Origin of the sequence: Mycolicibacterium tokaiense (genome assembly GCF_010725885.1) — a bacterium.
Classification (GTDB): domain Bacteria; phylum Actinomycetota; class Actinomycetes; order Mycobacteriales; family Mycobacteriaceae; genus Mycobacterium; species Mycobacterium tokaiense.
In genome coordinates, this window is sequence record NZ_AP022600.1 from 2654470 (window position 1) to 2666780 (window position 12311).

General features: G+C 70.4%; 12 protein-coding genes. 5 read left to right on the plus strand and 7 right to left on the minus strand.

Going from position 1 to position 12311, the window contains the following annotated elements:
* The first annotated feature begins 29 nt into the window (after positions 1-29).
* Together G6N58_RS12835 and G6N58_RS12840 are read left to right on the plus strand one after the other, a co-directional pair.
* Positions 30-503 carry a VOC family protein gene (locus tag G6N58_RS12835; protein ID WP_115278434.1) on the plus strand — a complete coding sequence of 158 codons (474 nt, stop codon included), beginning with the start codon at positions 30-32 and terminating at the stop codon, positions 501-503.
* Between the two features lie 64 nt (positions 504-567).
* Positions 568-1923, plus strand: coding sequence for an MFS transporter (locus G6N58_RS12840; protein ID WP_068915047.1), 1356 nt, complete (start codon positions 568-570; stop codon positions 1921-1923).
* Here G6N58_RS12840 and G6N58_RS12845 read toward each other — a convergent pair.
* Positions 1913-2515 (minus strand): TetR/AcrR family transcriptional regulator, encoded by a 603-nt coding sequence (locus tag G6N58_RS12845; RefSeq protein ID WP_115278433.1) that lies wholly within the window; start codon positions 2513-2515, stop codon positions 1913-1915. The two genes, G6N58_RS12840 and G6N58_RS12845, sit on opposite strands and share 11 nt — an antisense overlap.
* 37 nt (positions 2516-2552) lie before the next feature.
* Here G6N58_RS12845 and G6N58_RS12850 point away from each other — a divergent pair, with 37 nt between their 5' ends.
* Together G6N58_RS12850 and G6N58_RS12855 are read left to right on the plus strand one after the other, a co-directional pair.
* Positions 2553-3626: a DUF2855 family protein gene (locus G6N58_RS12850; protein WP_115278432.1), complete on the plus strand. Its 1074-nt coding sequence runs from the start codon at positions 2553-2555 to the stop codon at positions 3624-3626.
* A gap of 12 nt (positions 3627-3638) precedes the next feature.
* Entirely contained in the window at positions 3639-4265 is a 627-nt protein-coding gene (locus tag G6N58_RS12855) for a trimeric intracellular cation channel family protein (RefSeq protein WP_115278431.1), read from the plus strand.
* Positions 4266-4267: 2 nt separating this feature from the next.
* Here the strand turns inward: G6N58_RS12855 and G6N58_RS12860 are convergent, their stop codons facing one another.
* The 6 genes from G6N58_RS12860 to G6N58_RS12885 form a co-directional block, all read right to left on the minus strand.
* Positions 4268-4720 carry a GreA/GreB family elongation factor gene (locus G6N58_RS12860; RefSeq protein WP_068915051.1) on the minus strand — a complete coding sequence of 151 codons (453 nt, stop codon included), beginning with the start codon at positions 4718-4720 and terminating at the stop codon, positions 4268-4270.
* Positions 4721-4811: 91 nt separating this feature from the next.
* Positions 4812-6062: an NAD(P)/FAD-dependent oxidoreductase gene (locus G6N58_RS12865; protein WP_115278430.1), complete on the minus strand. Its 1251-nt coding sequence runs from the start codon at positions 6060-6062 to the stop codon at positions 4812-4814.
* Positions 6063-6149: 87 nt separating this feature from the next.
* The gene (locus G6N58_RS12870) at positions 6150-7688 is read right to left on the minus strand and encodes a PucR family transcriptional regulator (protein WP_115278429.1); all 1539 of its coding nucleotides are present in this window, start codon (positions 7686-7688) and stop codon (positions 6150-6152) included.
* A gap of 12 nt (positions 7689-7700) precedes the next feature.
* Positions 7701-8051 (minus strand): VOC family protein, encoded by a 351-nt coding sequence (locus G6N58_RS12875; RefSeq protein ID WP_115278428.1) that lies wholly within the window; start codon positions 8049-8051, stop codon positions 7701-7703.
* Positions 8048-9697, minus strand: a complete 1650-nt coding sequence (locus G6N58_RS12880; RefSeq protein ID WP_068915055.1) for a DNA repair helicase XPB — start codon at positions 9695-9697, stop codon at positions 8048-8050. The genes G6N58_RS12875 and G6N58_RS12880 overlap by 4 nt, the downstream gene beginning before the upstream one ends.
* A gap of 69 nt (positions 9698-9766) precedes the next feature.
* Positions 9767-12040: a helicase-associated domain-containing protein gene (locus G6N58_RS12885; RefSeq protein ID WP_115278427.1), complete on the minus strand. Its 2274-nt coding sequence runs from the start codon at positions 12038-12040 to the stop codon at positions 9767-9769.
* Positions 12041-12096: 56 nt separating this feature from the next.
* Between G6N58_RS12885 and G6N58_RS12890 the strand changes: the two genes are divergently transcribed.
* Positions 12097-12285: a hypothetical protein gene (locus G6N58_RS12890; RefSeq protein WP_115278426.1), complete on the plus strand. Its 189-nt coding sequence runs from the start codon at positions 12097-12099 to the stop codon at positions 12283-12285.
* Positions 12286-12311: the final 26 nt, after the last annotated feature.

Genomic DNA, 12311 nt, shown 5'->3' on the forward strand with positions numbered 1-12311 from the left:
TTCCGGCCGCGCCCGGGGTCGGTACGGGTATGACGACGATGACGCCCTGCCTGTGGTTCGACAACACTCTCGAAGAAGCCATCGAGTTCTACACCTCGGTCTTCCCCAACTCCTCGGTGGAGTCGCTGGTGCGCTACACCGAGGCCGGACCCGGCAAACCCGGTGACATCTGTTATGGCGCATTCGTCCTCGACGGCAACCGCTTCCTCGGCATCAACGGCGGCCCGGAGTTCCGCTTCACCGAGGCGGTGTCGTTCGAAGTGCGGTGCGCCGACCAGGCCGAGGTGGACCACTACTGGGCCCGGTTGACCGACGGCGGCGAGGAATCCCAGTGCGGCTGGCTCAAGGACCGGTACGGGCTGAGCTGGCAGATCGTGCCGGAGCGGCTCTACCAACTGCTCGAGCACGATGATCCGGCGGTGGCCGCTGCCGCCACCACGGCAATGCTCGGGATGCGCAAGATCGTGGTCGCCGAACTGGAGGCCGCCGTCGCGGCGATGTGACCCAGACGCCCCGGTGATGCGAAGATGCCTCGTCGACATCCGAGCAAACAGGGACGAGTGACGTATGACCAGGACTGACGAGAATCTCGTCGCCGGGGTGCCGCGCAGCCGCATCGTCGTGGCCTCGATGGTGGGCACCACCATCGAGTTCTTCGACTTCTACATCTACGCCACCGCGGCGGTGTCGGTGTTCCCGCACCTGTTCTTCCCCAAGGGCGACGGCACCGCGGCGCTCCTGGCCTCGCTGGCGACGTTCGGTCTGGCGTTCGTCGCCCGGCCGCTGGGGTCGATCCTGTTCGGGCACTTCGGGGATCGGGTGGGACGCAAGGCCACCCTGGTGGGCTCGCTGCTGACGATGGGGATCGCGACGTTCGCCATCGGTCTGCTGCCCACCTATGCCCAGGTGGGTGTGCTGGCGCCGGCGCTGCTGGCCGTCATGCGCTTCGCCCAGGGGCTGGCACTCGGCGGGGAATGGAGCGGGGCGGCGCTGCTGGCCACCGAGACCGCGAAGCCCGGGAAGCGCGCGTGGGCGGCGATGTGGCCCCAACTCGGGGCCCCGTTCGGCTTCCTGCTGGCCAACGGGCTGTTCCTGATCCTGATCATCGCGCTGGGGCACAGCAACACCGAACCCGACCTCGACGGAGCATTTCTCACCTGGGGCTGGCGGGTGCCGTTCCTGCTGTCGGCGATCATGGTCGCGATCGGGCTCTACGTCCGGCTGAAGCTGACCGAGACGCCGGTCTTCGCCCGCGCCGTGGAGCGCGGCGAACGGGTCAAGACTCCGCTGGCCGAGGTGTTCCGCGGCAGCTGGCGGCAGCTGATCATCGGGACCTTCGTCATGCTGGCCACCTACACGCTGTTCTACATCGTGACCACCTGGGCACTGAGCTACGGCACCGGCAAGCGCCCGCCCGACGGCAGCGGACTCGGCTTCGGGTACGTCGATTTCCTGTATCTGCAACTGATCTCGGTGTTGTTCTTCGCCGGCGCGTTGCCGATCTCGGGCCTGCTGGCCGACAGGTTCGGCCGCCGCCGCACCCTGCTGGTGATCACCGCGGGCATCATCGTCTTCGGCGCCTGCTTCGGCCTGCTGCTCGGTACGCGTAGCGAAGGCATGACACTGCTGTTCCTGGTGCTCGGCATGACACTGATGGGTCTGACGTTCGCCCCGATGAGTGCGGTGCTGCCAGAGCTGTTCCCGACCAACGTCCGTTACACCGGATCGGGCATCTCCTACAACCTCTCGAGCATCCTCGGTGCGGCCGTCGCCCCGTTCATCGCCACCTATCTGGCCACCACCTACAGCGTCGGATGGGTCGGGGTCTACCTGGCCGCGGCGGCCGCGCTGACCTTCATCGCCCTGCTGGTGATGCCCGAGACCAAGGACACCAGCCTCGACGAGGTCACCACTACGGCGTGACCGCCAGGTGCCGGCGCACCAACGCCAGGCACTCGGCCCGCAGCCGTTCGTGCATCGTCGGGTCAGCGCTCAGCATCAGCTGCAACACGGTTCCGCGCAGCAGGCCCACCAGCAGGTAGGCGAACGCGGCGGCGTCGGTGTCCGCGCGGATGTCACCGGCGGCGATCCCGTCGGCGACCGCGCCGGCGATGAGGTCGCGGAACCACTGGTCCCGCTCGAGGTAGACCTCGCGGACGTTGACGTCGTTGGCGGCCGCCTCGCCCCACATCAACAAAAATGCGCGGGTGACGCCGGCGACGCCGTCCGGCGGCAGCGCCAGATACCGCGCGGTGAGCTCGAGGATCCACTGCAGACCGGTCGCGTCCGGGGGGACGCTGACCAGGATCTGGGCGTGCTCGACGGCGCGGCGCAGCAGTTCCTTCTTGGAGCCGAACTGATGGGTGACGATGCCGCGGCTGTAGCCGGCGGCCGCGCCCACCTGCGCTGTCGACATGGCACGTGAGCCCGACTCCGCGATCAGTGCCAGGGCCGCGTCGAGCAGACGGTGTTCGGTCTCGGCGCGGCGCTGCTGCTGGGTACGACGACCGGGCATGCCAACATGCTATGCGATCAGCAAGTAACCTCGAGGCATGCCTTCCGACAATCTGTCCGTATCCGTTCTCGAAGCCGACCGTGCCGACGCGTTCGAGCACACCCGAATCGTGTCCGACCGTCTGCCCGATGACCCTGACGCCCTCGTCCTGGAGGTGCTGCGCTTCAGCCTCGCCACCAACAACCTGGGCTACGTGATGCTCGCGGACTTTCTGCGGTCCTGGGACGCCTACCCGTCACCGACGCCGGGCTGGGGGCGGGTACCGGTCTGGGGTGCCGCGCGCGTGCTCGCCGCACCGCCGGGCGTCGCGGACGTGGGGACCGTGGTGACGGGGTACCTACCGATGGCCACCCACACCGCGCTGCGGGCCGCCGCCGTGCCCGAGGGGGTGCTGGCCGTCGACCAACCCCGGGCTGCGATGCTGCCCATCTACCGGCGGCTGACCACGGCACCGCCGGTGCTGGCGCAGTGGGACGAGCACCAGATCGACGTCGACACCGTGCTGCTGGCCGTCTTCCCGTTCGCCGCGCTGCTGGCCCGCGACCTTCAGCAGCAGACGGACCGGGTGGTGGTCTCCAGCGCGTCGAGCCGCTCGGCGGCGGCGCTGGCCCGGTTGTTGAGCGGCGCGGGCACCGCGGTCACCGGGCTCACCAGCGCCCGCCACCGCGCGGCCGTGGAGTCGTTCGGGGTCTACGAGCAGGTACTGACCTACGACGACATCGCGGCCCTGCCGATCGGCGGGGACGTCGTGTACGCCGACCTGGCCGGTTCCGCCGAGGTGGGCGCCGCGCTGGGAACCCGGTTGGGGTCCCGGCTGGCCGCCACGGTGGTGGTCGGAGGCACCCATCTGCGCAGCTGGTCGGCCGACGCACCGCAGGACCCCACGGTGTCGGTGTTCAACACCGGTGACCGAGAGCAGGAGCTGGCCGCCGAACTCGGCCAGGAGGCGGTCGAGCAGCTCTACCTCGCGGCGCGGATAGACCTCAACGGATGGGCCTGCCCGTGGCTGCAGGTGCGCACGCTATCCGGTCTCGAGGCGGCCGATGCGACCTGGCGCGACATCGCGGCCGGCCGCTCGGATCCGCTGTCCGCGGTGGTGATCCGGCCCTAGCCGGAAGCTAAGGTGACCTCGGTGTCGCCACTGCTGCTCACCCTCGACTTCGTGGGTACCTTCGTCTTCGCGCTCAACGGCGCGCTGACCGCGGTGCGGCTGGAACGCCTCGACGTCTTCGGGGTGATCACCCTCGGCATGTTCACCGGACTCGGCGGCGGCACCATCCGTGATGTGCTGCTCGACGCGCTGCCGCCGGCCACCTTCGTCGACTGGCGTTACCTGGCCCTGGCCGCGGGCGGGGGACTGCTCGCCTTCCTGCTGAGTCGTCGCCTGGACCGGCTCGCGGTGCCCATCGTCGTGCTCGATGCGGTGGGGCTCAGCGTGTTCGCGGTGCTGAGCGCCTACAAGGCGCTGGACATGGGATTCGGTGTGGTGCAGGCGATGATCGTCGGAACGGTCACCGCCGTCGGCGGCGGCACCATCCGCGACGTGATGATCGGGCGGATCCCCACCGTCCTGCGCAGTGAGCTGTACGCCATTCCGGCGCTGATCGGCGCCGGATGCGCGTCGGCCGCCTACAGCGCCGGCTACCACGGCACCGTGGCCGCGCTCGGGTCGGCCGCGGTGTGCTTCGTCATCCGGATCGTCGGGGTGTACTTCGGCCTGGACGCGCCGCGAACCCGCAGCCATCACTGACCTCAGCGCATGTGCAGGCCGTAAGGCACCGCCTTGACGAGGGTCACCGACATCGTCGCGCCGCTGGGAACCTGGTAATCGCGTTGGTCACCGGGCCGCGCTCCCACCAGCGCCGCCCCCAGCGGTGAGGTGACGGTGTAGACCTCCAGGTCGCCGTATTCGACACCGCCGACGCCGAGCAGGAACGTCTCGGTCTCGCCGGTGTCGGCGAAACGCACCGTCAGGACCATGCCCGGTTCGGCGACCCCGTCGTCGGGCGGATCCTGGCCCACCACGGCATGGAGCAGCAGATCGTGGATGCGCTGGATCCGGGACCGCCGGGCGTGCTCGATGGCGACGGCGTTGGCGTCGTCGCCATCCCGGCGCCCGGTGGCCAGGCTGTTGAGCAGGTCCAGTTCGGCCATCAACCGGCCGTGCGCCTGGGTGGTCAGCCAGATCGGCTGTGCGATGGTCATGAAAGTGCCTCCAGGGTGGTTCGGGAACAACAAGGTCGTCGTCAGGGGCGGGTCACAGCGCCGCCCCTGACGACTCGGGGGAGAAGCCTGATCAGCGCAGCGGGTCGACGGCCTGCAGTGCCGCGCTGCGTTTTCCGGTGGTGACCAGCTCGGCCATCATTCGACCGGTGGCCGGGCCGTGCGCCAGACCCCACATGCCGTGCCCGCCGGCGACGAAGACCCCGCGCTGGACCACGCCGATGAGTGGGCGGCCGTCGGAGGTGACCGGTCGGGGGCCCACCCAGACGTCGCTGCGCCGGTCCCAGTCCACGCCGTCGAGCAGCGGCGACGCGGACTCGACGATGGCGCGTACCCGCGCGGCGACCGGCGGGGCATCCGGGTCGCGGAACTCCATGGTGCCTGCCACGCGCAACGCGCCCTGGTACGGCGTGCACGCCACCCGCGCCTCGGGCAGGTAGATCGGCCCCGGAGCCGGACGGTCCACCGGCACCGTGAACGAGTACCCGCGCCCGGCGCGCACCGGGGTGCGGACCCACCGGCCGGCCAGTCGCGAGAGCCAGGCGCCGGTGGCCAGGACGACGGCGTCGGCGGTGCGTGGCGGTTCGCCGCGCAGGAACACCTGGACGCCCCGCGCGGTCGGGCGGACGTCGGTGACCTCGCCGGTGGTGATGGTGGCGCCGCGTCCGGTGACCGCGCCGCCCAGCGCGTGGGTGAACCGCCCCGGATCCACGAAGCGCTGGTGTTCCACGCTCACCCCCACCGCGGCGGCCGACGACACCAGGGGAGCCTGCTCGCGCAGCTGCTCACCCGACAGCAGGCGGTAGTCGAGCTCCTGGCCGGCACGCTGCAGCGCGCGCAGCTCGGCCTCGAGGTGGGCAGCGTGGCCGGCGGTACCGAACACCGCGGTGATGGGCCCGTCCGTGGTCGGAACGTCCACGCCGTTGCCGGTCAGCACATCGAACGCCTCGAGGCATTCCTGGTTGAACGGCAGGTTTGCCGCCACCGCCTGCCGCCACACCGACGGGCGGCACGCCACCGCGAACCGCGCCAGGAACGACCACAATGCCGGATCGGCCGTGGGCGGAATATGCAGCGGTGCAGCAGGATTGAACAGTGACCGCAGACCGTAGGCCAGGGTGGCCGGTTGATTGAGCGGGATGGTGAGCGCCGGCGACACCCAGCCGGCGTTGCCCCAGGACGCGCCCGCCGCCACGCCGGTGCGGTCCACCACCGTCACCTCGACTCCGCGTTCGGCGAGGAACCACGCCGTGGACAGGCCCACGATGCCCGCCCCCACGACGATCACCGATCGCGGCGCGCCGTCGATGCTGTCGCCGACCATTGCCGGTCACCTCCGTTGCATGAGCTGTTGCCCCTTGATGGTGACGCGGGGAGAGACGCCAGGGGTTGGCCTGCGAGAACAATCTGACTAGCTCTGCTTGTCCTCCACGGACAACGTGTCGGCGGCAGCCAGCTCGACCGTCATGGCAAAGCGCTTGCGGGCGTCGCTGAGATCGAGATCGGTGACCTCGGCCATCTTGCGCATCCGGTAACGCACGGTGTTGTCGTGCACACCCAGGTGTGCCGCGGCGATGTGCAGATCACCCTGGGCGGCCAGCCAGGCGCGCAGCGTCGAGACGTACTGCGTGGCGTGCAGCTGGTCATGGCGGCGCAGATCGCTGACCGGTCCACGCTGCGGCGTGCGGCCCAGGCGAGCCGCGACGTGGAGGCGCTGCAGCACGATCTCCTCCCAGGACTCGTCATAGGCGGGCGGATCGCTCGCCGGGCCGGGACGCAACTCGTGCATCGCCAGACACTCGTCGGCCTCGTCGCGGGCCACCGGGAGCTCCAAAACCGTTGCAGGACCGCTGATTCCGGCGTGGATCACGGCCTGTGCGGGCAGCGCGGCGCGCAGGTCGTCCACCCAGCGGCGGGCGGCGACGGCCGAGTCCCCGGGCAAGATGGTGTAGACCGTGCTGGCCGACAGCGCGCTGCGGCCCGGGCGCGACCAGCCGAAGCCGGTGGTCGCCCGCTCGAAGGTCATGAGCAGCGCAGCATGCAGTTCCTCGCCCTGGCGTGCCCGCAGGCCGATCACCCGCAGTCCGGCCGCCGGCAGCGCCAGCTTGCTCACCGCGGTAGGCGCATCCACGGTGCCCTCGAGCAACCCGATCACCAGATCGGATTCCACCTGCCGTTCCAGATCCGCACTGGCCCGCGAGCGCAACAGGTGCAGGGCCACCGTCCGGGCGCCGTCGGTGAGCGCCTGCAGCCGCCGGCCCGTCAACTCCTCCGGAGTTGTCACCCACAGCGAGCCCAGCACCTCCCGGCCCGCCCGCGCAGCCACCACCATGCGACCGGACAACCCCTCTTCCGGAGTGGGCGCCAGGAACAGCGGCAGCTCGGAGGTCGCCAGATGCCGGGCCACCCCGCGCGCGGCGAGCATCTCCCGCAGCCGCTGCGGCACCTCGCGGCCCAGGATGGTCTCGGCCCGCGCCTGGTCGGTGTGCTGCTGCATCCGCGAGTACGCCAGCACCCGATTCTGCCGGTCCTCGATGGTCACCGCGCCGCCCACCGCGTCGGCGAGGCTGTCGGCGAGCGCGAACAGATCCGTCGGGCCCCGGCCGGACTCCGTTTCCCGGCCTTCGAGCACCAGCCCGAACACCACGGCGGCCACCTCGCTCCAGGAGACGTCGGCAGGCACGGTCAGGACGGCGATGTCCGCCGGGGCGTCGGCCCCCTCGCCCCAGACGGCATCGCGGACCAGGAGCACGCAGGCCCGCGCCGCGCGGGCCCACTGCAGTGCGTCCTCCGGTGATGCGGCCCCGACCCCGAGCACCACGTCGCCCACCACGTCGCGGTCCTCGCGTAGCACCACCGACCGCAGGTCCGTCGAGCGCGCGATTCCGCCGGCCCGCAGCCCGATGCCGTAGCCGCCGAGCACATTGACGAGTCGGTCCAAGGTGACCATGGCCGCCCCGGTTCAGCTGCGGTGGCTCAGGACGTTGACCACATTGCCGGCAGCGTCGGCGAAGAAGAACCGCCGCACACCCCACGGCTCATCAGTGAGCGGATGCACGATCCGCAGCCCGGCGGCGGACGCTTCCTCGTGCGCGGCGTCGACATCGTCGACTTCCACCGAGACCGTTGGATTGAGCTGCGCGGTCTGGTCTGTGGTCATCAAACTGAGCTGATGCCGGTGGTCGGCGTCGGCCAGCGTGGCGATCCAGCCGTGGTTCATCACCTCGGTCAGCCCGAGGATGCGGGTGTGCTCGGCGACGGCGGCATCGAGATCGGGCACCGTCAGCACCGGGACCACCCGCAGCACCGTCATATCGCCGGGCCCAGCAGATCGTCGGCGTCCTTGATGACGTAGCCGTAACCCTGTTCGGCCAGGAAGCGCTGCCGGTGGGCGGCGTACTCGGCGTCGAGGCTGTCGCGGGCGACCACGCTGTAGAACACCGCGCCACCGCCGTCGGCCTTGGGTCGCAGCAGCCGGCCCAGCCGCTGGGCCTCTTCCTGACGTGAGCCGAACGTACCCGAAACCTGCACGGCCACTGACGCTTCCGGCAGGTCGATGGAGAAGTTCGCCACCTTGGACACCACCAGCGTGCGGATCTCGCCGCGCCGGAACTGGTCGAAGAGCACCTCGCGTTCGGCATTCTTGGTGGACCCCTGGATCACCGGGGCGCCGAGCTCGGCCCCCAGCTCGTCGAGCTGGTCCAGGTAGGCGCCGATCACCAGCGTCTGCTCCTTGGGATGCTGCGCCAGGATGGACTTCACCACCGCCATCTTGGAACGCGCGGTGGCGCAGAGCTTGTAGCGATCCTCGGGCTCGGCCACCGCGTAGAGCATGCGCTCGTTGTCGGTCATGGTGACCCGGACCTCGATGCACTCGGCGGGCGCGATCCAGCCCTGAGCCTCGATGTCCTTCCACGGGGCGTCGTACCGCTTGGGCCCGATCAGCGAGAACACGTCACCTTCGCGGCCGTCCTCGCGGATCAGCGTGGCCGTGAGCCCCAGCCGGCGGCGGGACTGCAGATCGGCGGTCATCCGGAACACCGGTGCGGGCAGCAGATGCACCTCGTCGTAGACGATCAGCCCCCAGTCGCGGCTGTCGAACAGCTCGAGATGCTTGTACTCGCCCTTGGTGCGGCGGGTGATCACCTGGTAGGTGGCGATGGTGACCGGCCGGATCTCCTTGCGCTCGCCCGAGTACTCGCCGATCTCCTCTTCGGTCAGCGAGGTACGGGCAATCAGCTCGCGCTTCCACTGCCGGCCCGCCACGGTGTTGGTGACCAGGATCAGGGTCGTCGCGCCGGCTTTGGCCATCGCGGCCGCCCCCACCAGCGTCTTGCCCGCCCCACAGGGCAGCACCACCACACCGGAACCGCCCGCCCAGAACGACTCGGCGGCCATCTCCTGGTAATCGCGCAGCTGCCAGCCGTCCTGGGCCAGCGTGATCGGATGGGCTTCCCCGTTGACATAGCCGGCGAGGTCTTCGGCCGGCCACCCGATCTTGAGCAGGACCTGTTTGATGTTCCCGCGGTCACTCGGATGCACGATCACGGTGTCGTCATCGATGCGGGCGCCCAGCATCGGCGCGATCTTCTTGTTCCGCAGGACCTCGGCCAGCACGGCCCGGTCCAGGCTGACCAGGGTCAGACCGTGCGCCGGGTGCTTGATCAGCTGCAGCCGGCCGTAGCGGCCCATGGTGTCGACGATGTCCACCAACAGCGGCTGCGGCACCGCGAACCGGGAGAAGCTGACCAGCGCATCGACCACCTGCTCGGCGTCGTGGCCGGCAGCGCGGGCATTCCACAGCGCCAGCGGGGTGATGCGGTAGGTGTGAATGTGCTCGGGGGCACGTTCCAGCTCGGCAAAGGGGGCGATGGCGGCGCGGGCAGCGCCGGCCTGCTCGTGGTCGACTTCGAGCAGCACGGTCTTGTCGGACTGGACGATCAGAGGTCCTTCGCTCATACGCCGCTCCTCCTCATCGCTCGTCCCTCGCTCTGCATCGGTCGCCGGCGGGAGTCATTCGTCCATTATTCAGTCGTCCACCGACATGACCGTCGTCACGCGGTGAACTGCGAAGTCACGGACCCGCCCGGACGCCGGATCGAAGGCCATCAACTGACCGCCGCGCACCGAGATGGGGGACACCACCCGCTGCGTCGCCACCCCGGCGGCGTCGATGTAACCGATCACCACCGACTGCTGGCGGTGCGCGGCCTGCTGCAGCAACGCCATGGCCCGCGCCGGCTCCACCCGGTCGCCGTTCGACCCGGGCAGGGGCAGCGCCACCACCTTGCGCAGGATGGCGACCACGGCGGCCAGGGTGTCCCGGTTGGGCGCGCTCGGCAGCGGCCGGAAGAACCGCCGGTGCGCAGGCGTGGGCACCCGGGCACCACGGGCCCGCAGATCGACGATCGCCCCCGAGGCATCCTCGGCCGCCGGCGCCAACCCGGCGCCGCGCAGCACCGCCAGCACCTCGGAGATCGGGGCCAGTGACACCGCCACCGTGGGAGCCACCTGGCGCAACTCCAACTGCGCTGCCCCCGGCAAGGCAACGGCCTGCGCCAACAGAGAGGGATCCTCACAGCGGATGAATGACGAGGCCATCCCGATCCGCAGCTGGCCGTGCCGGCGCGCCACATCGTCGATGAGGTACGTCAACCCTTGCGGGACAGGCGTTTTCGAATGCCGGCCGAAGAACGTGTGCAAAGCGGCGGCGGACTGGCCGGTGTCCAGGGCTCGCCGGATGGTCTGCTCGCTGATCCGGTACACCATCGCCGCCCCGGCCGACTCCACCGTGGCCACCACGGCCAGCGCGTCGGCCAGGTCGCGCTCCAGCGGACCCGGCACCACGACGGTCAGATCGGCCTGCACCAGGAAGTAGTCGATCGGCGGTGGCAACACCGTGTTCATCGCCACCACGGCGGCGTCGGCGGCATCCTCGCGCGAGCGGTCGATCAGCACCCGGCTGGGCGAGGTGATGGCGCCGCGGCCCAGCAGCCCCAGCGCGTGCGCCTCCTCCAACAACTGGCCGACCGGTTCGGGCTGCAGCCGCACCGACCAGCGCGGGCGCCGCCAGATCATCGCCCGCGACGCCGAGGCGGCGTCCACGCCCGCACCCGCGGGCATCGCGGCGAGCACACTCAGCAGCAGCTGGCGGTCCAGGGGAGCGGCCGTGGAATACAGTGCGTCCGACAATGCCGCGTACGGCTTGCCGTCTGGTCCGCGGTGGCCGATGAGGCTGGGCCGGGCCGGCAGGGTGAGCCAGGCGGTGGCGATCAGCTCCCACCGCTGCGCCAGCGGCGACTCGGTGAACCGGTCGGCGCTGACGGTCGGTGCCCAGTACGGGCCGTTGCCGTCCTCCGGGTCCGGATCGGGCATGCCGCTGGCCATCAGCCCGGCGGCTGCCGCGAGTTCCAGGAGCAGAGCCAGCCGCGACTCGCCGATGCCGGTGAGCTTCGTCAGCCGCTTCATGTCCCGAACCCCGAGCCCGCCGCTGCGCAGCTCCGGGATGGGGGTGGCACCGAGCGTCTCGAGCAGCACGTCGATGTCGCGCATCAGGTCGATGACCGCGCCGGCGGCCACCGCGTCGACGTCGGCGCCGGTGTTGCTGGTCACCGTCGGTTCGGGTGCCACCAGGTGCAGCGGCCCCGGTTCCTCGCCGCGCATCACCTGGCCGACCTGGCGGGGCAGGATCACCGTTTCGTCGTCCACCTGGCGCAGCAGCCCGGCCGCGAGCAGGCGCGGTACCGGGCGGTCGGCGGGAGCGCCGGGGGCGGCGTCGCGGGTGCGCCCGACGGGGGAGCCGTCGAGCAGGCGGTCCAACAGGTCGCGCTGGGGACCGTCGAGCCCGTCGAGCAACTCGGTGATCTCCGCCGAGGTCCGCGTCGGGTCTTCGAGGATGACCTGGCCGGGATACCACGGCAGCCCGGCGGCCGCTTCGGCCGACACCCGCACCAGCGGGTCACCCCAGGCCAGCGCCCGGTCGCGGAGGTCATCGAGGGCCTCGACCACCACGACCTCCGGTGCCCGGTCCCGCACCAGCTCGATCAGCTTGGTGACCGGTACCGGCTCGGTGTCGGCCTGCAGCACCAGCAGGGCGTCGAGCACCGCCAGCCGCAGGAAATCCAGCTCGTCGGTGGCAGCCTTGACCGACTGCCGGGCCTGTGCGCGGGCAGCGAGTGCCGAGATGCTGCCGGGCGCCGGCTGGGCGAGGTCCGGCCGCAGTTCCAGCAGTCGGATGAGCCGCTCGTCCGGCAGTTCGGCCAGCCAGGCGCCGAGCGGAACGCCTGGGGTGTGCTTGGTCATCGTTGACCAGCGTAAAACAGGTTCTTGTGCGCGCCATTCCTTCATCACCTGTCAGAATGGCTTCCGTGGCTGACAAGAAGAAGTACGTCGACAACGGCTGGCCCGAGGTGGGACCCGACGACCACGCGGTCAGTGAGCTGGTCTCCGACCGCACCGGATCGCTGTCACCGTTCGGTGACCTGGAGTTTCCGCTGCCTCTGTCGGAGATTCCCTACGTCCACCCGGTCACCGTCGTCAACAAGTAGTGGTACGCGGCAGCGGCTCCACCCCG